The following is a 19,448-nucleotide window of genomic DNA, read 5'->3' on the forward strand; positions in this document are numbered from 1 at the left end:
CGCGGCGGCCCCGTTACCATGGCGCCATGACCCAAGCCACGCTCGACCTGTTCCGCGACGACGCCTACCTGCGCGAGTGCAGTGCCCACATCGCGGCCGTGCAGGCCGACGGCGGCATCGTGCTCGACCAGACGGTCTTCTACCCGCTCGGCGGCGGCCAGGCCGGCGACAGCGGGGCGCTGCTGCTGGCCGACGGCACGCAGATCGCCATCGCCGACACGCGCAAGGGCAAGGACGGGGCCGGCAACCCCACGGCCGCCATCGTGCATGTGCCCGCACCGGGCCAGGAGGCCGCCATCGCCGCGCTGCAGGCCGGCGCCGCCGTCACCGCGCGCATCGACTGGGAGCGCCGCCACAGGCTCATGCGCTTTCACACCGCCACGCACCTGCTGTGCCACCTGGTGCCGCAACTGGTCAACGGCTGCTCGATCACGCCCGACTATGCGCGGCTCGACTTCAACATGACCGACCCGCTCGACAAGGAGTGGCTGACCGCGGGCATCGCGCGCCTGGTGGCGGCCGCGCACCCGCTCACGGTGGCGTCGATCAGCGACGAAGAACTCGACACCAACCCGCAGCTGGTCAAGAGCATGAGCGTGCAGTCGCCGCGCGGCACCGGGCGCATCCGTACCATCCGCATTGGCGACGCCGGCAGCGACACGCTGATCAACCTGCAGCCCTGCGGCGGCACGCATGTGGCGAACACGGCCGAGATCGGTGCCGTGGTCGTCACCAAGATCGAGAAAAAAAGCGCTACCACCCGCAGGGTGGTGTTGGGGTTCGCCCCATGAGCGCAGCGCAGCACGGTTTTTTCAGGGTGGACTCATTTGCGCGCAGCGCAACCACCCGCCGGGTGGTGCTGGGGTTCGTGCCGTGAACGCAGCCCCCGCCGCCCGGAACCAAAGCGCAGGGACGCGCTCCCACCAGGCGACCATGCCGCACTTCTTTCTGCTCCGCGTTCTTCCCCGCTTCCTCACCGCTCTTTTTTTCATAGCTGCAAGCGCTTTATGGACGAGCGCTAATGCCCAATTAGGCCCCAAATCCGATGCCAGCGCCGTGGTCAGCACGCCGCGCGTGCGCGCCGAGCTGGTGGCGCACGCGCCGCAGGGCATCACGCCCGGCGAGCCGCTGTGGCTGGGCCTGCAGATCACGCACCAGCCGGACTGGCACACCTACTGGAAAAACCCGGGCGACTCGGGCCTGCCGACCCAGCTGACCTGGACCTTGCCCGCCGGTCTGGACGTCGGCGAGATCGCCTGGCCGGAGCCGCAGAAGATCCGCATCGAGCACCTGGCCAACTACGGCTATGAGGGCACGGTGCTGCTGCCGGTGCCGCTGCAGGTGGCGTCCACCTTCCAGGCGCCGCTGTCGGGCACGGTGGACGTGCGCCTGCACGCGAGCTGGCTGGTCTGCAAGCGCGAATGCATCCCCGAGGAAGGCGACTTCACGCTGCAGCTGCCGGTGCGCGGCTCGACGGCACTGCACGCCGCGGCCTTTGACAGCGCCCTGGCGGCGCAGCCGCGTGCACTGGCCAGCGACGGCAGCACGGCGCGCGTGGACGGCGAGCGCCTGCAGCTCCGCGTGCCCGGCCTGCCGGCTGCGGCGCGCGGCCAGGCGCTGCAGCTGTTTCCCGAAGCGCCCGCCGTGATCGAACATGCGGCCGAATCGGGCAGCGGCTGGACGCAGGCCTGGGAAGGCGATGTCTGGACCGCCAGCGTGCCGCTGTCGGCCGAGCGCGGCGCGAGCGTGGCGCAGCTGCCGCTGGTGCTGGCCTTGCCGGCGCAGGCAGCGCCCGCAGGCGGCGCACGCGCCTGGCGCACGGTGGCAACGGTCGACGGCGCCTGGACCGCCGCCGCGTCCGGTGCCGGCGTGTCGCCGGCCCTGGCCGCGGCGCTGGAGGCCAACCGCGCCTCCCCCGCACCGGTGCCGCGCCCGGCCGGCCTGGGCGCCTTGCTGACCGCGCTCGTCGGCGGCCTGCTCGGCGGCCTCATCCTCAACCTCATGCCCTGCGTGTTCCCGGTGCTGGCGATCAAGGTGATCGGTTTTGCCCGGCACCGCGGCAACCGGCGCGTGCACCGGCAGGCGGGGCTGGCCTACACCGCGGGCGTGGTGCTGTCGTTCCTCGCGCTGGGCGGCCTGCTGCTGGGCCTGCGCGCGGCCGGCGAGCAGCTCGGCTGGGGCTTTCAGCTGCAGTCGCCCGCCGTGGTGGCGGCGCTGGCCGCGCTGTTCACCGTGATCGGTCTGAACCTGGCGGGCGTGTTCGAGTTCGGCCAGTTCGCCCCCGGGCGCCTGGCGACGCTGCAGGCCCGCCACCCGGCGGCCGACGCCTTCCTGTCGGGCATGCTGGCCGTGGCCATCGCCTCGCCCTGCACGGCGCCGTTCATGGGCGCCTCGCTCGGTTTCGCGATCGACATGCCGGTGGCGCAGGCACTGCTGGTGTTTGCCGCCCTCGGCGTCGGCATGGCCCTGCCTTATCTGGCCGCCAGCTGGATGCCGGCCGTCGCCGGCTGGCTGCCGCGCCCCGGCGCCTGGATGGACACGTTCCGCCGCGGCATGGCCTTTCCGATGTTTGCCACCGTCGCCTGGCTGGTCTGGGTGCTGGGCCAGCAAAGCGGCATCGACGGCGCCGGCGCGCTGCTGGCGCTGCTGGTGGCGGGCAGCGCCGTCGTCTGGGCGCTCACGCTGCGCGGGCGCACGCGCTGGGTGGTTGCGTCTGTTTTGATCGCTGTCGGCGCATGGCTGGCCAGCGCCATCGGCCTCCATGTCACCAAACCGGCGGAAATCGGCACGCTCGCCGCCGCGCCGGCGGCGGCTGGCCAGGGCTGGCAGCCCTGGTCGGCCGAGCGCGTGGCCGAGCTGCAGGCGGCCGGGCGGCCCGTGTTCGTCGACTTCACCGCGGCCTGGTGCGTGACCTGCCAGTACAACAAGCGCACCACGCTGGCCAACGCCGAGGTGCAGGCCGACTTTGCGGCGCGCAACGTGGCGCTGCTGCGCGCCGACTGGACGCGCCGCGACCCGGCCATCACCGCCGCGCTGGCGCAGCTGGGGCGCAGCGGCGTGCCGGTCTACGTGCTGCACGCGCCCGGCAAGGCGCCCGTGGTGATGACGGAAATCCTCAGCGCCGCCGAGGTGCGCGATGCACTGGCCGCGCTCTGACCCGCTCCATCCCACCCTCGCCATGCCCCACGACAACACCTCCATCGCCGCCCTCCTGCGCAGCTGCCGCACCATCGCCGTGGTCGGCCTCTCGCCCCGGCCCGAGCGCGACAGCCACCACGTGGCCGAGTACCTGCAGCAGCAGGGTTACCGCATCGTGCCGGTGAACCCGATGGCTGCAGGGCAGAGCATCCTCGGTGAGCCGTGCTGGCCCAGCCTGACCGAGGCGGCGCGCCACCACCGCATCGACCTCGTGGACGTGTTCCGCAACAGCGCCGAGGTGCCGCCGATTGCCGGCGAAGCCATTGCCGTGGGCGCCCGCGCGCTGTGGCTGCAGCTGGGCGTGCGCCACGACGCCGCCGCGGCGCACGCCCGCGCCGCCGGCCTGCAGGTGGTGCAGGACCGCTGCACGCTGGTCGAGCACCAGCGCCTGGTGGCCCAGGGAGCCCTGCCCGGCGCTTCCGAGCCGGGCTGAGCGCGCGCGTGGGCGACAATTGGGCCCATGAGCTTCGCACCCTTGACCAATGACACCTTCCTGCGCGCCTGCCGGCGCCAGGCCACCGACTACACCCCGCTGTGGCTGATGCGCCAGGCCGGCCGCTACCTGCCCGAATACAAGGCCACGCGCGCGCGCGCCGGCAGCTTCATGGGGCTGGCCACGAACGTGGACTACGCGACCGAGGTGACGCTGCAGCCGCTGGAGCGCTTCCCGCTCGATGCCGCCATCCTGTTTTCCGACATCCTCACGGTGCCCGACGCCATGGGCCTGGGCCTGACCTTTGCCGAGGGCGAGGGCCCGCGCTTTGCGCGCACCGTGCGCACCGAGGCCGACGTGGCCCAGTTGGCAGTGCCCGACATGGACAAGCTGCGCTATGTCTTCAACGCCGTCACTTCGATCCGCAAGGCGCTGCACGGCCGCGTGCCGCTGATCGGTTTTTCGGGCAGCCCCTGGACGCTGGCCTGCTACATGGTCGAGGGCAAGGGCAGCGACGACTACCGCACGGTCAAGAGCCTGATGTACAGCCGCCCCGACCTGATGCACCGCATCCTGGCGGTCAACGCCGACGCCGTGGCGCAGTACCTCAACGCCCAGATCGATGCCGGCGCCCAGGCCGTGATGGTGTTCGACAGCTGGGGCGGCGTGCTGGCCGACGGCGCCTTCCAGGAATTCAGCCTGGAGTACACCCGGCGCGTGCTGGCGCAATTGAAGCGCACCGGCCCCGACGGCCAGGACGTGCCGCGCATCGTCTTCACCAAGGGCGGCGCGCTGTGGCTCGACGACATGAACGCCCTGGACTGCGAGGTGCTGGGCCTGGACTGGACCGCCAACCTGGCCAAGGCGCGCGCCCTGGTCGGTGGCGACGTGGGCGGCCCCGGCAAGGCGCTGCAGGGCAACATCGACCCCAACGTGCTGTTCGCACCGCCCGAGCAGATCGCCGTGCAGGTGCGCAAGGTGCTCGAGAGCTTTGGCACACCGCACACCGACCGCACCCGCACCGGCCCGACGCACATCTTCAACCTCGGCCACGGCATCAGCCAGTTCACCCCGCCCGAGCACGTCAGCGCGCTGGTCGAGGCCGTGCACAGCCAGTCGCGCGCCATGCGCCAGGACTGACGGCGGGCGCCGTGCTGTCGAGTTATGCACAAAAACGCCGTGCCCCCCTGCCACGCCAGGACGGGGCACAGCGGCGGGGCGTCCCGCGCGCACAGCGCTGCAGTGCCCGTAAGTCCTTGATTTATATAGAGCTCTGCGATTGCCTGTTGCGCAGGCAAAATGGGCACAGGCCGCGCCGCTGCGGCTTCGCCGGCCCGCGGCACGGGGATATCAACAAAGTTATCCACAGAAACTCTGGACAACCCCTGAAACCCCAAGCGGGCCAAGCACTTGCGTGGAACTTTGAAAAAATCCCGCAGGTTCGGCCCGTGCGCCGAAAAGGGCTGTGCGACTTATGCACACCCGGCTTCCATGCAACGCCGCAGGCTGCGGCAGCGATTGGCAAATGCAATAAACACGGAAAAGTCATTGATTTTTAATGGTTTTTCCCAATTTCTCTTTGCCCATGGATGCCCTACCGAACCGCTTCGCGGCGCCCACACCTGAAAGATCCGCGACGATGTCAACAAAGTTATCCACAGAAATGGTGAGCGCGGTGCCAAAACGCACGGAATCAAGGACTTAGCCCGCTCTCGCATCTCCCCGGCCCCGCGCCCTGCCGCCTTGACCACCTCCTGCCCTGCCCCTTCCGCCACCGTCCTGGTCGCCGTGCACACGCCGGCGCACAGCGCGCTGGGTAATCTGCTCAGCTACGCCAGTGCGCAGCCGCTGGCGCCGGGCACGCTGGTGCGCGTGCCGCTGGGCCAGCGCGAGGTGCTGGGCGTGGTGTGGGAGGGCACGGCCGAACTGCCGCCCGGCATGGCGGCGCGCCCCGTCGCCGGGGTCCTGGACGGCATTGCGCCGCTCGACGCCCACTGGCGGCGCCTGGTGGCCTTTGCCGCGCGCTACTACCAGCGCAGCCTGGGCGAGATCGCCCTGTCGTCCCTGCCGCCGCAGCTGCGCGACCTCGATGCCGCGCAGCTGGCGCGGCGCCTGCGCCGGCCTGCCGCCCCGCAGGCGGGCGCTGACGCGATCGATTTGGTGGCCCTGAGCGCAGAGCAGGAAAGCGCCAGGGCCCAAATTGCCTCGCAACCCGGCCCCTTCTTGCTGTTCGGCAGCACCGGCAGCGGCAAGACCGAGGTCTACCTGCGCTGCGTGCAGGAGGCCCTGGCAGCCGCGCCCGTCAACGGCGTGCCGCCCCAGGCGCTGGTCATGGTGCCCGAGATCAACCTCACGCCCCAGCTCGAAGAGCGCTTCACCGCGCGCTTTGGCGCCGCCAGCGTGGTCTCGCTGCACAGCGGCATGACGAACCCCCAGCGCCTCAAGAGCTGGCTGGCCGCGCACAGCGGGCAGGCGCGCATCGTGCTGGGCACGCGCATGGCGGTGTTTGCGTCCATGCCCGGCCTCAGGCTCATCGTCGTCGACGAAGAGCACGACGCGAGCTACAAGCAGCAGGAAGGCGCGCGCTATTCCGCCCGCGACCTGGCCATCTGGCGCGCGCGCGAGCAGCGCGCCAAGGTCATCCTCGGCTCGGCCACACCGTCGTTCGAGAGCTGGCACGCCAGCCGCCCGGCCACCGACGGGGACGCCGGCGGGCGCTACCTGCGCCTGCACATGCCGAGTCGTATAGGTTCAGGCATCGGTGCCGGCACCGGTGCCGAGGCCGGCGCGCTGCCGGTGCTGCGCGTGGTCAACATGAAGCAGCAGCCGCGGCGCACGGTGTTCTCGGCGCCGCTGCTGGCCGCGCTGCAGCAGCGCGTGGAGCGCGGCGAGCAGTGCCTGGTCCTGCTCAACCGGCGCGGCTACGCCCCGGTGCTGCACTGCGCCGACTGCGACTGGAAGAGCGACTGCCCGCACTGCAGCGCGCACCAGGTGTTCCACAAGGTCGACCGCACACTGCGCTGCCACCACTGCGGCCACACCGTGCGCGTGCCGCGCGCCTGCCCCGGCTGCGGCAGTCCCGACATCGCGGCCATCGGCCACGGCACCGAGCAGCTCGAAGAGCAGCTCTCGGCCCTGCTGGCCGGCGTGCGGCGCCGCGACGGCGCACCCGCGCGCGTGGCGCGCATCGACGCCGACACCACCCGGCTCAAGGGCGCGCTCCAGGCGCAGCTGGCGCAGGTGCACTCGGGCGAGATCGACGTGCTGGTCGGCACGCAAATGGTCGCCAAGGGCCACGACTTTCGCCGCATCACGCTGGTGGCCGCCGTGCAGCCCGACGGCGCGCTGTTCTCGAGCGACTTCCGTGCGCCCGAGCGCCTGTTTGCGCTGCTGATGCAGGCCAGCGGCCGCGCCGGGCGCGACGCGCACTACGTCGCCACCCAAGGCAGCCGCAGCGAGATGTGGCTGCAGACCTTCCACCCCGAGCACGCCATCGTCGCCGCGCTGCGCCAGCACGACTACCCGGCCTTTGCCGCACAGCAGCTGCAGGAGCGCTGCGACGCCGCCATGCCGCCGTTCGCCTTCCAGGCCCTGGTGCGCGCCGACGCGCGCACGCAGCAGGTCGCGCAGGGCTTTCTGCAGGCCGCCAGCGAAGCGGCCGGCCAGCATGCGCTGCCCGGCCTGGAGCACGTCACGCTGTACCCGCCCGTGCCGCTCACCGTCCAGCGCGTGGCCAATGTCGAGCGCGCGCAAATGCTGCTCGAATCGCCCTCCCGCACCGCCCTGCAGCGCTTCCTGGCCGCCTGGCAGCCCGTGCTGCACGCCACGCGCAGCCAGCCCGAACACAAGGGGCTGGTGCGCTGGCTGGTGGATGTGGACCCGTTGGCGATTTGAGGTGTTTTTGGGCTAAAACGCTTGCTGCACAAGCGCTTGAAGCTATCAATTTGAAGGCAAATCAGGACATCAAAGCGTGGCTGCCACGCGCCCTGGCGTTGGGCTCAACCCGGGGCGCCGGCCCGCCGCGCGGCCTCGATGGCGGCGATGTCGATCTTTTGCATCGCCATCATCGCGTCGAACGCGCGCTGGGCCGCCGCGCGGTCGGGGTCGGATATCGCCGCAAGGAGGGCGCGCGGGGTGATCTGCCACGACAGCCCCCACCGGTCCTTGCACCAGCCGCAGTCGCTTTCCTGGCCGCCGTTGCCGACGACCGCGTTCCACAGGCGGTCGGTTTCGGCCTGGTCGTCGGTCGCGATCTGGAACGAGAACGCCTCGCTGTGCTTGAAGTGCGGGCCGCCATTGAGCCCGATGCAGGGGATCCCGGCCACCGTGAACTCGACCATGAGGACGTCCCCTTGCTTGCCGTCGGGGTAGTCGCCCGGCGCGCGGTAGATGGCGCCCACCGCGCTGTCGGGGAAGGTCTCGGCGTAAAACTGGGCGGCGTCCACCGCGGTGCCGTCGTACCACAGGCAGACCGTGTTCTTGCTGGCCATGTCGTGTCTCCTCAAGGGGTGAAAAGTCCGGTAGCGCTGCCGGCCCTTCGGTCTGGCGCCGACCCCGGCGGCCGACCGGCGGGGCTTGGCACGCCGCGCCGCGGCCACCGGCTCAGCGGGCCATGACCGGCGTCTCGGTGTGCATCGCACAGCGCCAGCCGCGGTCGGTTTGGACCCAGGTCGAGGTGTCGTGCATTTCCTGCTGCGTGGTGCTGCCCTTGCCGCGCGGCGCAACACCCTGCTTGACGCGGTAGGACAGGATCGCCGTCGCGTCGTTCGGAAACACGACCTCCATGTCGCTGAATTCGAACGAGTTCACCACCATGGAGCCGTGCTCCGCCATCTGGCGGTAGCCCGCGTGGTCGAATTTCATCGCGCCGTGCGCGCTGACCATGAGCGCCGGCTCGCAGAGCAGGTTCAGCGCCACATCGGTCTTCTGGTCCACCATCGACTGCCAAAACTTCGTCTCGAGGTCGACCAGGGTCGAACTGGGGTTCTGCATTTCGGTCTCCTGGCGATGAGCAAGTCCTCATCGTCCTGGTTGCGGGCGCTTGCGTCAATCGGACTGCGCTGATGCGGTTGTACGAACTTTCCCACTCCTGTGCGCCGCGGGTGGTGCGGCGTTCGCTCACGTCCAACGCGTGGCCAATGGGGAGCGCGCGCAGATGCTGCTGCAATTGCCCTTCCCGCACCGTGCTGTAGCGCGCTTTCTTGCCGCCCCGCTGCTGCTGCACGCCGGGCCGAGCAAACAGACCCGGCGCCTTGGCTGGCAGATGTGGATCCGTTGGAGATTCATGGTGTTTTAGGGCTCTGGCCCTTGCTGTGCCAGCGCCAGCAGCTATCAATTTGAGAACGGCTGCAGAGCCGCGGCGCTGCTGGAACGTCTGAGTGGCGCACCATCCCCCGGCCCGAACCGTAAAACCAGCTGCGGAACCGCATTCGCGACCAGGCGCCAGACCCGGCTGGATCTTGGACACACATCACGCACCGCTTCTCCCATGCGCTGCTGCCACCAGCAGATCAATCGGCGTGAAGTTCACTGGCAGAGACGCCGCGCGACCACAGCAATGACCGCTGTTCCAGAGCGCCAGCGATAAAGGCACCCGCAAGCTTGACGCAAAAGATGCAGCCTCCCGGACAGTCGGCGAGCGCTTCACTGAGAATTGCGCCCGCGCCGCGCACTGCCGGCTACGGCGACCTGGCTGAGCAACCAGGATCGAAACAGGCCCGTCATCGGTGAGTCTTCCTGGGCCCGAGGAACGCACAGGTAGTATCCCCGCCCGGTCGATATGCCCGCTGCAAGGGGCATCACGATCTTGCCCTCCTGGAGTTCGCGCTCAACCAGGCAGCGCTGCACAACAGCGATGCCCATATTGGCCACGACCCCCTCCACCAGGCCGGCCGCGAGATCGAAACCCGCGACCAGCTTGATGCGGCGCGCGTCCATGCCCTGCGACGCGCACCACAGCGCCCAGTTGCCCGGATAGCCTGAGTGGTACAGCAGGGGAAAGCGCAGGACATCCTCGCACGCGCGGATGCGGCTGGCCACGCTGGGATGGCAAATGGGAACAATCTCGCGTCCGATGATGTAGGTGGCGCGTATGTGGCGAGGCCACCGGTTTTTTGCGCTGGTCCGCGCGATCAGCCAGCAATCCACGTCATCCCGGAGCATGTCGTCGCTCTTCCAGTAGGGCTGGAAAAGAAGTTGAACGCCGGGATGCTCTTCATACAGGGACGGCAGCCTCGGCACGAGCCAGCGCATGCTCAGCGTAGGGATTGCACTGACGCGCAGCACCGACCCATTTGCGGGCGCAGCAGCCGGCACAGCCGACTCCAGCGCGGAGAGAGCCGGCTGCACTTGGGTGTAGTAGTTTTTCCCAGCCTCCGTGGCGGTCACGCCAGAGGCAGCACGCTCGAGCAGCGCCATCCCCAGGCGCGCTTCCAGGCGCAGAACGGACCGGCTCACGGCCCCTTGCGTCACGCAGAGCCGCAACGCGGCCTTGGAGAAACCACCGGTCTCCACCACGGCAACAAAGGCGTGCAGCTCGGGCAGGGACGGGGATCGAAAACGCATAGTCATTACATTCTGTCATAGGCAAGTGCCCAACTGTCGATGGACACCCGTCCCCCTGCACTGCACATTCACGCCAGTTCAGTTCCCGGCTGCTTCTGCGACCACAGGAACAGTGCCCGGATATGCCGGCAGAGACGATTCAAGGAAAAAAATGAGCGTGAACCCACAAGCCACAAAAATTCTCTCGCACTGGGCGGCGACGGTACCCGCGCAGTGGGCGCCATCGACACTGCGCATCGCCGAGCACTCTCTGGAAGACACCATTGCAGCAATGGTCGCGGGCGCTGGCGACCGCGTTGCAGCGTCCGTCAGGCGGGGGCTGGGTTCCGGGGCAGGATCCGTTCCCGTCATTGGCAGTACGCAGGGGCTGTGCGCGCCCTTGAGCGCGCTGGCCAACGGAACGGCGGCGCATGCACGAGAACTCGACGAGATGTTTTTCGTTGCCGGAAGCCATTTTGGCTGCGCCGTCATCCCCGCGATCCTCGCGCAGGCCTGGGAGATCGATGCTTCGCTGGACCAGGTGTTGGATGCGATCGTCGTCGGCAGCGAAGTGATGGCCCGGATTGGCCTCGCCATGAACAGGGCGCATTTCGAAAAAGGCTGGCACGGCACGCAAACCATCGGCGTGCTTGCCGCGGCAGTGGCATGCGCAAGACTGCGGGGCCTGGACAGCGACCAGACGGCGCATGCGCTCAGCTTGGCGGTTTCCATGGCCGCGGGGCCCAAGGTTCAGTTCGGCACCGACGCCAAGCCGACGCATGCCGGACTTGCCGCACAGGGCGGGGTCCTGGCCGCCTCATTGGCCGCAGCGGGCGTGACCGGCAGCACCGTGGCCCTGGAAGGCCCGCACGGCTTTGGCGCGCTGTACGCGGGCCACACAACGGCCGACTGGTCCGCTGCAACCAGCGTCCAGAGCGAAGCGCTCGCCATCGAAAGCCACGGGTTCGCATTCAAGCTTTACCCGAACTGCGCATCAACACACCGGTGCCTGGACGCCCTGCAATCTCTTGTGGCAGAGCACGGATTCGCTGCCGATGAGGTCGCCCGCATCGAGACACTGGTAGGCCGGGTCAACATGGTGAACCTCAGGCACGCGGAGCCCCGGGATGCGCGGGAGGCGATGTTCTCGATGCAGTACGCCGTTGCGACCCTGCTTCGGTACGGCACCGTGGAACTCGCCGACTTCACGCCGCAGGCTGTGCACGATGCCGAAACCCGGCGGTATATGCCCATCGTCGAGATGCGGCTGGACCCCAAGGCTGAAAGCGGCACGGAAACCGCGACCAATCTGTTGCCACACACCACGGTCGTGACCTTGAAGGACGGCCGGCGCCTGGAGCGCGCGCTGCAGCACGCCAAAGGGTCGTTGGCGAACCCTTTCTCTGCGCTGGAGCGCCAAGCAAAGTTTGACCAGTGCACGGCCGGCATCGCCCCCGCAGAGCGCCTCGCTCAGGTGCGCCAGATCTTGGCCGCTCCGCAGGGCATCCCGGTTCGCCGCTTGCTCGAGCTGCTGCAGTTCGAGGCCCATGTCGATGACGGAGAGCGTTTTCGCCGCACCGCCGGGTGCAGGCCCTGATTTCCACCACCCGCTGCACACGCAGATTCTTCAAACCAATTAGAGGAGACACCACCATGAACGCTATCGCCAGCCGACGAAAATTCGGCGTAGTCGCCATCACATCGGCATTGTTGCTTGCATTTACGCACGCCGCCGGTGCTGCCCAATGGCCCGAAAAACCCATCACGATCATTGTTCCTTCGAGTGCCGGCGGATCGCTCGACACCAACGTACGCCGCATGTTGGAGGAAGCGGGAAAGATCCTCGGCCAGCCGTTTGTTGTTGAAAATCGCGCCGGCGCCGGCGGGGCGTTGGCGATGCAGGCACTGGCGCGCGCCAAACCCGACGGCTATACCCTGAGCCTTGGAAACACCGCGTCCCTGGCCATCACACCCACGCTGATCCGAAAAGCGGGCTACGACCCGATGAAGGATTTCGAGTTCGTCGGACGTTTCACAAGCCAGCCCAACCTCCTCGTGGTTCGCGCCGATCAGCCGTACAAGACAGTGGCCGAGCTGACCAAATACGCCAAGGCCAACCCTGGGAAACTGTCGATGGGCTCTCAGGGCAACGGCAGCAGCGGCCACCTGAGCGGTGAGCTGTACAAGAAGCTCGCCAGCGTCGAATTCGTCCATGTGCCCTACCGCGGCGGCGTGCAGGCGGTGCAAGATCTCATCGGTGGCAGCCTGGATTTTCTGTTCGAAAATCTCGCCACGATCGAGAACCATGTCGCTACCGGCAAGGTCCGCGCCTTGGCCGTCACATCGCAGAAGCGCAACGCCCGCTTTCCAGACGTGCCCACCATGCACGAACTGGGCATCTCCGGTTACGAAATAACGGCGTGGTCTGGTGTGATCGCCCCCGCCGGCACACCCAAACCAGTCATTGACAGACTCAACGCCGCAATGGGCGCTGCACTGCAGGTGCCTGCAGTGAAAAGTCAGATCGTCGAACGTGGCGGCGTCATCGAAGGAGGATCGCCTGGAGCATTCAAGTCCTTCGCGTGGGAAGAGCAGGTGAAGTGGCGCACGCTCATCAGAAGCATTGACGGCCTGATCGACGACGCCAACCGTTGAACTTCCCCGCCAGCCCCTCTCCAGGCCAGGCTGCTTGCCTGGCCCCCCTTTTGTTCACTCGAAGAATGCGCCATGACTCCCCCTGATTGCCCTTCCGTCCTCTCTGACCTGGGCGCTCTGCAGCCGATAGCGCAAGACCTGGTGGCCATCCGCCACGAACTCCACAGGTATCCGGAACTGGCCTTCGCAGAACACCGGACCTCAGACCTCGTTGCAAAAAAGCTGGAGGAATGGGGCTATTCGGTCACAAGGGGTATAGGAGGCACTGGCTTGGTCGGCACCCTGAAGGTGGGAGAAGGGTCCCGGACCATCGGGCTGAGGGCCGACATGGATGCCCTCCCTATCGAAGAAAAGACCGATCTGGCTTACGCCAGCTGTCATGCCGGCGTGATGCATGCCTGCGGTCACGATGGCCATACGGCAATGCTGCTGGGCGCTGCGCGGCACCTCTCGCAGACGCGAAATTTCTCGGGCACGCTGCACCTCATCTTTCAGCCGGCTGAAGAAAAAGGCTTCGACAGCGGCGCGAAGGCCATGGTGTCGGATGGCTTATTCGAACGCTTTCCATGCGACTACGTGTTCGCCCTGCACAACCATCCTGGCGCAGCGCAAGGAACATTCCTGTGGCGCGCTGGCGCTTTCATGGCGGCCGGAGACAGGGTGTTTGTCAAGGTTCACGGTGTGGGCGGTCATGCCGCCCGGCCGCATCTCACGGTCGACCCTGTGGTCGCAGCCGCCGCCATCGTCATGGGCCTGCAAACTGTCGTTGCGCGCAACATCGATCCGGGCGATTCAGCGGTCGTGACGGTGGGCCGGCTGCGCGCTGGCGACGCGGTGAACGTGATTCCGCAGCACGCCGATATTGGCATCAGCGTCCGCAGCTTCTCCACTGCCGTGCGGGCACGCCTCAAAGAGCGCATTGTCAAAATGGTCCACGCCACAGCGGAGGCCTTCGGCGCACAGGTGGAGATTGACTATGTCGAGGGCTACCCCGTGCTGCGCAATTCGCAGGCCGCATGTGAATTGGCTGGCCACGCAGCGCTCGCCGTTGTCGGCGCTGAAAATGCAGTTCCTGACTTTTCGCCCATCATGGGCAGCGAAGACTTCGCCTACATGCTGCAAGCGTGCCCAGGTGCGCTCATTCGATTGGGCAACGGTACAGGCAGCGCGGGGCTCCACACGCCGACCTATGACTTCAACGACAGCAATCTTGTCGTCGGCGCGGCTTTCTTCAGCCGCCTTACGGAGCACTATTTGAATGGGCGCCCGTCGGCGCCCTGACACACGCGCGGCGCTGGCCGCTGGGCGCATGTCGCATGCTTACTTGTAGAACGCCTCGACCTTGCCCTTGAGCGTAATCAGCAGCGGGCGGCCCTTGCGGTCGCGCGTCTTGCCGGCGGGAACCTTGACCCAGCCTTCGCTGACGCAATATTCCTCGACGTCGAAGCGCTCCTTGTCGTTGAAACGGATGCCGATGTCGTGCTCGAACACGGCGGCGACGTGGTGCGGGCTGCTCGGGTCGGCGGCCAGGTGGTCTGGGAGGGCGGGTCGGGTTTGCGCTTCGGTCATGGCTTGCTGTTTTCGCTGAACGTGGAGAAGCCCCGATTTTCCCGGATTTGGCGCGGCCTTCGGCGCAGGCCGGGGCGGCGCCCTGCGCGCGCCGAAGAATTTTGGTGTTTTTGGCCTCAAACGCTGATGGGGAAATCGCAACCAGCTATCAAAATCGAAGTCTTCAGGTCAGCAGCGCGACGGCGCCCGAAAAGCTCAGGAACGCCAGCGCGGTCGACACCAGGATGATGCGCGCGATGCGCCCGTTGTGGGCGCCGAAGCGCTCGGCCAGCAGCGACACGTTGCTGGCGCTGGGCAGCGCGGCCAGCAGCACCAGCGCGGTGAGCGCGAACGGCGACAGCGGCACGCCCAGGGCGATCGCGGCCTGGCCGACCAGCCAGACGAGCAGCGGGTGCAGCAGCAGCTTGGCCAGCGCGATGGGCACGTAGTCGCGCACCGGCACATTCTCGTGCTGGTTCATCTGCGAGCGCGCGAGCACCGCACCGATGGTGAACAGCGCCACGGGCGAGGCGGCGTCGGCCAGCATGGCGACGGTCTTGTCGATTGGGCCGGGCAGCGTGAAGCGCAGCGCCGACGCCAGCGCGCCGAGCGCGATCGACCACGGCATCGGGTTGGTGGCCATGCCGCGCAGCGCATGGCGCAGCGCCACCGCCATGCCATGCGTGCCGGCCGCGTCGAGCCGCGACAGCGCCACGCACAGCGAGCTGGTGATGAGCATGTCCACCGCAATCGTCAGGATCGCCGGGCCCGCCACCTGCGCGCCCAGCAGCGCGACGAGCAGCGGCACGCCCATGAAGCCGGTGTTCGGGAAGGCGGCGACCAGCGCGCCGAAGGCGGCGTCGTTCCAGCCCATGCGCGGCCCGCGCGTGGCCAGCACGGTGCCCGCCACCATCAGCAGTGCGCACAGCACATAGACGCCGGCCACGGCCGGGTCGAGCAGCTGCGCGATCGGCGTGCTGGCGCCAAAGCGGTACAGCAGGCAGGGCAGCGCGAAGTACAGCACGAAGGCGTTGAGCCCCGGAATGGCCGCCTGCGGCAGCAGCCGGCCGCGCGCGGCGAGGTAGCCGCAGAGTACCAAAGCGAAGAAAGGAAAGGTAACAAGCAGGACGGACAGCACGGCGCACATTCTGTCAGGCACCCTGCCAGTGCCGCGCTCCACACTGTGAAATCTCTGCCGATACATGCAGACACGCCACGGCCGGGCACGCGCAGCCCGCTCTGTATCATTGCGCGCTCACCCTCGGCTCCCGTTCTCTCTCCATTCCCACGCCCATGTCTGCAGGTCTCAACCTCGCCCAGCTCCAGGCTGTCCATTACACGGACGGCCCCTGCCTCGTGCTCGCCGGCGCGGGCTCGGGCAAGACGCGCGTGATCACGCACAAGATCGCGCACATGATCGAGCGCGGCATGGAGCCCAAGCGCATCGCCGCCATTACCTTCACCAACAAGGCCGCCGCCGAAATGCGCGAGCGCGCCAAGGGCCTGATCGGGCGCCAGGCCAAGGACGTGCTGATCTGCACCTTTCACTCGCTCGGGGTGCGCATGGTGCGCGAGGACGGCAAGGTGCTCGGCCTGAAGCCCCAGTTCAGCATCCTCGACCAGGACGACGTGACCAGCATCCTCAAGGACGCGGCCGGCGGCACGACCGACTCGGCCACCGCGCGCCAGTGGCAGTGGACCATCAGCCTGTGGAAGAACATGGGCATGAACGCGCAGGAAGCACTGGCCCAGGCCAAGGACGACAGCGAGCGCAGCATCGCCACCATCATGGCGCGCTACGAGGAGCGGCTGACGGCCTACCAGAGCGTGGACTTCGACGACCTGATCAGCCTGCCGCTCAAGCTGCTGCGCGACTTCCCCGAGGTGCGCGCCAAGTGGCAGGCGCTGCTGGGCCATGTGCTGGTCGACGAATACCAGGACACCAACGCCACGCAGTACGACCTGCTCAAGCTGCTGGTGGGCGAGCGCGGCCACTTCACCGCTGTGGGCGACGACGACCAGTCGATCTACGGCTGGCGCGGCGCGACGCTCGACAACCTGAAGAAATTGCCGGTCGACTTTCCGAAGCTCCAGGTCATCAAGCTCGAGCAGAACTACCGCTCGACCAGCGCCATCCTGCGCGCTGCCAACAACGTGATCGGCCCGAACCCCAAGCTGTTCCCGAAGACGCTGTTCAGCGAACTCGGCGAGGGCGAGCCGGTGCGCGTGGTCGATGCCGACAGCGAAGAGCACGAGGCCGACCGCGCCGTCGCGCGCATCCTAGGCCTGCGCGCCGCGGCCAACCCGCCGCCCGAGTGGCGCGGTTTTGCCGTGCTGTACCGCGCCAACCACCAGGCCAAGCCGTTCGAGAAGGCGCTGCGCCGCGCCAACATTCCCTACAAGGTCTCGGGCGGGCAGAGCTTTTTCGACCGCGCCGAAATCAAGGACCTGTGCGCCTGGTTCCGGCTGTGGATCAACTCCGACGACGACCCGGCGTTCCTGCGCTCGGTCGGCACGCCCAAGCGCGGCATCGGCCACCAGAGCCTGGCGCAGCTGGGCACCTTTGCCACGCAGCACCGCTTGAGCCTGTTCGCCGCGCTGTTCTCGCCGATGCTGCCGGCGGCGCTGCCGCGCCGCGCGCTCGACAGCCTGCTCGAATTCGGCCGCTACGTGAACGACCTCGAATACCGCGCGCGCCAGACGCTGGGCGCCGAGAACGCGCGCAGCTTCCTGGCCGAGTGGCTCAAGGAAATCGAGTACGAGAAGTACCTGTACGACGGCGAAGACAGCGAGAAGGTCGCTGCCGCGCGCTGGACCAATGTGCTCGAGTTCTGCGACTGGATGGCGCAGCGCGCCGGCGGACAGATCGACGACACGGCGGGCAGCGTGGTCACCAGCGAATCCAAGAGCCTGCTGGAGGTGGCGCAGACGATCGCTCTGCTGTCCACCATCAGCGAGCGCGAGAAGGACCAGGACATGGTCACGCTCTCGACCCTGCACGCCTCCAAGGGGCTGGAGTGGCCGCACGTCATCCTGGCCGGCGTGACCGAGGGCATGCTGCCCTTCAAGCTCGGCGACGACGAGGGCCGCCAGCAGAAGGTGACCGACGACATCGCGCAGCGCCTGCAGGAAGAGCGCCGCCTGATGTACGTGGGCATCACGCGCGCCCAGCGCACGCTGGCCGTGAGCTGGACGAAAAAGCGCAAGAAGGGCCGCGAGATGGTCGCCGCGCAGCCGAGCCGCTTCATCGCCGAGATGGCGCTGGACAAGACCACCGCGCGCGAAGACCCGCGCGAGAAACTGCGCGCGCTGCGCGCCGAATTTGCCGCCAAGGCCCAGGCCACGAGCGCGGCCCAGGCCGCCTCCGCCGCCCTATGAACATCCCAATCACTCTGATATTGATAGCTTCCTGCGCTTGCATGGCAAGCGCCAGAGCCCAAAAAGACCCCGAAACACACACTGCCGCTGCGCCGGCCGCCAGCACCTGCCCCTCGGCCGAGGACATGGACCAGCAGCACCTGCAGGGCCTGTGGCGCGCCACGCTCGCTGGCGCGGAGCAGGGCGCGCTGCTGCGCCTGGGCCCGCACCCCGAGCTGGCGGGCAGCGTGCGCGGCACGGTGGCGCGCGGCGACGCGACGGCGCTGGTCACCGGCGATGTGCACGAGGGCGCACTGGCCCTGGAGGAATCCACCGACGGCATCCACATCGCGGCCACCTGGAGCGGCGATGTGCTGGACGGCAGCTGTGGAAAGGAAATACGCGGAACATGGAACAACGTCACCCCCGAAACCACCCTGCCCTTCGTGCTGCGCAAGCAGGCCGCAGGGACCTGATGCGCGCCCCGCTCGCGGCGGCCCTGCTGTGGGCCGCGCTGCCGGCCACGCCGGCGCTGGCCCAGGCGCCCGCGCGGGACGCCGCCTGGCAGCAGTGCGCCGCGCTGCAGAACGACCAGAGCGCGCGCCTGGCCTGTTTCGACCAGTGGGCCGGCCAGCAGGCCGCGCCTCCGGCGGCGTCCGGCAGCGCCACGGCCGCCTCGGCCAACGCCTGGGCGCAGGGCGGCGCGAGCGCGTCAACTGCGCCAACCGCGAGCGAAGTCGCCCCGCCGCCTGCGCCGCCGGTGGCCCTGCAGATCGTCGAAGTGCCGCGCACCACGGGCTGCCGCGACGCGCAGTACAGCGAGATGTCGCGCTTCTGGGAACTCGAGCCGGGCACCGACTGCGGCACCTTCAGCTTCCGCGGCTACCGGCCGATCAACGCGTCGGTGGCGGCGGCGAGCAACGTCAACCGCCAGCCCAGTTCCAGCGCGCCGGACCACACGGCCGCCGCGCCCATCGACTACCGCAACACCGAGAACCGCATCCAGCTGTCGGTGCGCACCAAAATCGCCCAGGGCCTGCTCACGCAGGGCGACACCGAGCGCAAGGACTCGCTGTGGTTCGGCTACACCCAGCAGTCGTACTGGCAGCTGTTCAGCCCCGCCATTTCGCGGCCCTTCCGCACCACCGACCACGAGCCCGAAGTCGTCTACGCCTACCCCAGCGACGTGCGCCTGCCCGGCGGCTGGCGCCTGCGCTACAGCGGCCTGGGGCTCGTGCACCAGTCCAACGGCCAGAGTCTGCCGCTGTCGCGCAGCTGGAACCGCGTCTACCTGATGGCCGGCATGGAACAGGGCCAGCGCTGGCGCGTGCAGGGGCGCGTGTGGCACCGCCTCGCCGAGAGCGCGGCCAACGACGACAACCCCGGCATTTCGGACTACATCGGCCGCGGCGAGCTGCAGGCGTACTGGAACGTCAACCGCAGCAACACCGTCGGCGTCACGCTGCGCCATGCGCTCAAGCGCGATGGGCGCGGCTCGGCGCGCCTCGAATGGCTGCAGACGCTGGGCGAGGGCTTTGGCGGCGGCAAGAGCAACCTGCGCCTGCACACGCAGCTGTTCAGTGGCTATGGCGACAGCCTGATCGACTACAACCGCCGGCGCACGGTGCTGAGCGTGGGGCTGAGCCTGGTCGATTTCTGAGCGCGGCCTCCCAAACGGCAGGGGGCTTGAATCACATCCTGTTACTTCCTGGCC

17 protein-coding genes are annotated in these 19,448 nt (G+C 68.2%); 11 read left to right on the forward strand and 6 right to left on the reverse strand.

Annotated features, from left to right (window positions below):
* The first annotated feature begins 26 nt into the window (after positions 1-26).
* The 4 genes from B2J86_RS10310 to hemE all read left to right on the forward strand — a co-directional run bounded on the left by B2J86_RS10310 (position 27) and on the right by hemE (position 4,771).
* Positions 27-791, forward strand: coding sequence for an alanyl-tRNA editing protein (locus B2J86_RS10310; RefSeq protein ID WP_173025486.1), 765 nt, complete (start codon positions 27-29; stop codon positions 789-791).
* Between the two features lie 142 nt (positions 792-933).
* Positions 934-3,156, forward strand: coding sequence for a protein-disulfide reductase DsbD (locus B2J86_RS10315; RefSeq protein WP_173025487.1), 2,223 nt, complete (start codon positions 934-936; stop codon positions 3,154-3,156).
* 22 nt (positions 3,157-3,178) lie between these two features.
* The gene (locus B2J86_RS10320; protein WP_169635408.1) at positions 3,179-3,631 is read left to right on the forward strand and encodes a CoA-binding protein; all 453 of its coding nucleotides are present in this window, start codon (positions 3,179-3,181) and stop codon (positions 3,629-3,631) included.
* 27 nt (positions 3,632-3,658) lie between these two features.
* On the forward strand, positions 3,659-4,771 hold the full coding sequence (gene hemE / locus B2J86_RS10325; protein WP_169169119.1) for a uroporphyrinogen decarboxylase: 1,113 nt from the start codon (positions 3,659-3,661) through the stop codon (positions 4,769-4,771).
* 405 nt (positions 4,772-5,176) lie between these two features.
* On the opposite strand, the gene B2J86_RS10330 is transcribed toward hemE, so the two are convergent.
* Complete coding sequence (locus B2J86_RS10330; RefSeq protein ID WP_169635409.1) at positions 5,177-5,320, reverse strand: hypothetical protein; 144 nt, start codon at positions 5,318-5,320, stop codon at positions 5,177-5,179.
* Positions 5,321-5,374: 54 nt separating this feature from the next.
* On the opposite strand from B2J86_RS10330, the gene priA reads away from it, so the two are divergent.
* Complete coding sequence (gene priA, locus B2J86_RS10335) at positions 5,375-7,525, forward strand: primosomal protein N' (protein ID WP_173025488.1); 2,151 nt, start codon at positions 5,375-5,377, stop codon at positions 7,523-7,525.
* Positions 7,526-7,629: 104 nt separating this feature from the next.
* Here priA and B2J86_RS10340 read toward each other — a convergent pair whose 3' ends face one another.
* The 3 genes from B2J86_RS10340 to B2J86_RS10350 form a co-directional block, all read right to left on the reverse strand.
* Complete coding sequence (locus B2J86_RS10340) at positions 7,630-8,121, reverse strand: VOC family protein (RefSeq protein ID WP_173025489.1); 492 nt, start codon at positions 8,119-8,121, stop codon at positions 7,630-7,632.
* Between the two features lie 112 nt (positions 8,122-8,233).
* A complete protein-coding gene (locus tag B2J86_RS10345; protein WP_169169111.1) occupies positions 8,234-8,623 on the reverse strand; it encodes a nuclear transport factor 2 family protein in 390 nt (129 codons plus the stop codon).
* Positions 8,624-9,274: 651 nt separating this feature from the next.
* Positions 9,275-10,195, reverse strand: coding sequence for a LysR substrate-binding domain-containing protein (locus tag B2J86_RS10350; protein ID WP_169169109.1), 921 nt, complete (start codon positions 10,193-10,195; stop codon positions 9,275-9,277).
* A gap of 151 nt (positions 10,196-10,346) precedes the next feature.
* Between B2J86_RS10350 and B2J86_RS10355 the strand changes: the two genes are divergently transcribed.
* The 3 genes from B2J86_RS10355 (at position 10,347) to B2J86_RS10365 (ending at position 14,110) form a co-directional block, all read left to right on the forward strand.
* Positions 10,347-11,771, forward strand: coding sequence for an MmgE/PrpD family protein (locus tag B2J86_RS10355; protein ID WP_173025490.1), 1,425 nt, complete (start codon positions 10,347-10,349; stop codon positions 11,769-11,771).
* A 56-nt stretch (positions 11,772-11,827) separates the two neighbouring features.
* Positions 11,828-12,829, forward strand: coding sequence for a tripartite tricarboxylate transporter substrate binding protein (locus B2J86_RS10360; protein WP_173025491.1), 1,002 nt, complete (start codon positions 11,828-11,830; stop codon positions 12,827-12,829).
* A gap of 72 nt (positions 12,830-12,901) precedes the next feature.
* Positions 12,902-14,110, forward strand: coding sequence for a M20 aminoacylase family protein (locus B2J86_RS10365; protein ID WP_169635416.1), 1,209 nt, complete (start codon positions 12,902-12,904; stop codon positions 14,108-14,110).
* 39 nt (positions 14,111-14,149) lie between these two features.
* On the opposite strand, the gene B2J86_RS10370 is transcribed toward B2J86_RS10365, so the two are convergent.
* Both B2J86_RS10370 and B2J86_RS10375 read right to left on the reverse strand, forming a co-directional pair.
* The gene (locus tag B2J86_RS10370) at positions 14,150-14,398 is read right to left on the reverse strand and encodes a DUF3297 family protein (protein WP_169169105.1); all 249 of its coding nucleotides are present in this window, start codon (positions 14,396-14,398) and stop codon (positions 14,150-14,152) included.
* A 163-nt stretch (positions 14,399-14,561) separates the two neighbouring features.
* Complete coding sequence (locus B2J86_RS10375) at positions 14,562-15,515, reverse strand: AEC family transporter (protein ID WP_173025492.1); 954 nt, start codon at positions 15,513-15,515, stop codon at positions 14,562-14,564.
* A gap of 155 nt (positions 15,516-15,670) precedes the next feature.
* Here B2J86_RS10375 and B2J86_RS10380 point away from each other — a divergent pair, with 155 nt between their 5' ends.
* From B2J86_RS10380 to B2J86_RS10390, 3 genes are read left to right on the forward strand one after another with little or no spacing between them, the layout of a single operon-like run.
* Positions 15,671-17,755, forward strand: a complete 2,085-nt coding sequence (locus tag B2J86_RS10380; protein ID WP_169169103.1) for an ATP-dependent helicase — start codon at positions 15,671-15,673, stop codon at positions 17,753-17,755.
* Between the two features lie 41 nt (positions 17,756-17,796).
* On the forward strand, positions 17,797-18,210 hold the full coding sequence (locus B2J86_RS10385; RefSeq protein ID WP_254068058.1) for a hypothetical protein: 414 nt from the start codon (positions 17,797-17,799) through the stop codon (positions 18,208-18,210).
* Positions 18,210-19,394, forward strand: a complete 1,185-nt coding sequence (locus tag B2J86_RS10390) for a phospholipase A (RefSeq protein ID WP_371736393.1) — start codon at positions 18,210-18,212, stop codon at positions 19,392-19,394. Before B2J86_RS10385 ends, B2J86_RS10390 begins: the two co-directional genes overlap by 1 nt.
* Positions 19,395-19,448: the final 54 nt, after the last annotated feature.

The sequence above is a fragment of the Acidovorax sp. SRB_14 genome, assembly GCF_012932145.1.
Lineage (GTDB): Bacteria > Pseudomonadota > Gammaproteobacteria > Burkholderiales > Burkholderiaceae_C > Simplicispira.

What these genes read in the sequence shown, in the direction of transcription:
- B2J86_RS10310 (WP_173025486.1), top strand. Translation starts at nt 27, where the DNA reads ATGACCCAAGCCACGCTCGACCTGTTCCGCGACGACGCCTACCTGCGC.
- B2J86_RS10315 (WP_173025487.1), top strand. Translation starts at nt 934, where the DNA reads ATGCCGCACTTCTTTCTGCTCCGCGTTCTTCCCCGCTTCCTCACCGCT.
- B2J86_RS10320 (WP_169635408.1), top strand. Translation starts at nt 3,179, where the DNA reads ATGCCCCACGACAACACCTCCATCGCCGCCCTCCTGCGCAGCTGCCGC.
- hemE (WP_169169119.1), top strand. Translation starts at nt 3,659, where the DNA reads ATGAGCTTCGCACCCTTGACCAATGACACCTTCCTGCGCGCCTGCCGG.
- B2J86_RS10340 (WP_173025489.1), bottom strand. Translation starts at nt 8,121, where the DNA reads ATGGCCAGCAAGAACACGGTCTGCCTGTGGTACGACGGCACCGCGGTG.
- B2J86_RS10345 (WP_169169111.1), bottom strand. Translation starts at nt 8,623, where the DNA reads ATGCAGAACCCCAGTTCGACCCTGGTCGACCTCGAGACGAAGTTTTGG.
- B2J86_RS10350 (WP_169169109.1), bottom strand. Translation starts at nt 10,195, where the DNA reads ATGCGTTTTCGATCCCCGTCCCTGCCCGAGCTGCACGCCTTTGTTGCC.
- B2J86_RS10355 (WP_173025490.1), top strand. Translation starts at nt 10,347, where the DNA reads ATGAGCGTGAACCCACAAGCCACAAAAATTCTCTCGCACTGGGCGGCG.
- B2J86_RS10360 (WP_173025491.1), top strand. Translation starts at nt 11,828, where the DNA reads ATGAACGCTATCGCCAGCCGACGAAAATTCGGCGTAGTCGCCATCACA.
- B2J86_RS10365 (WP_169635416.1), top strand. Translation starts at nt 12,902, where the DNA reads ATGACTCCCCCTGATTGCCCTTCCGTCCTCTCTGACCTGGGCGCTCTG.
- B2J86_RS10370 (WP_169169105.1), bottom strand. Translation starts at nt 14,398, where the DNA reads ATGACCGAAGCGCAAACCCGACCCGCCCTCCCAGACCACCTGGCCGCC.
- B2J86_RS10380 (WP_169169103.1), top strand. Translation starts at nt 15,671, where the DNA reads ATGTCTGCAGGTCTCAACCTCGCCCAGCTCCAGGCTGTCCATTACACG.
- B2J86_RS10385 (WP_254068058.1), top strand. Translation starts at nt 17,797, where the DNA reads ATGGCAAGCGCCAGAGCCCAAAAAGACCCCGAAACACACACTGCCGCT.
- B2J86_RS10390 (WP_371736393.1), top strand. Translation starts at nt 18,210, where the DNA reads ATGCGCGCCCCGCTCGCGGCGGCCCTGCTGTGGGCCGCGCTGCCGGCC.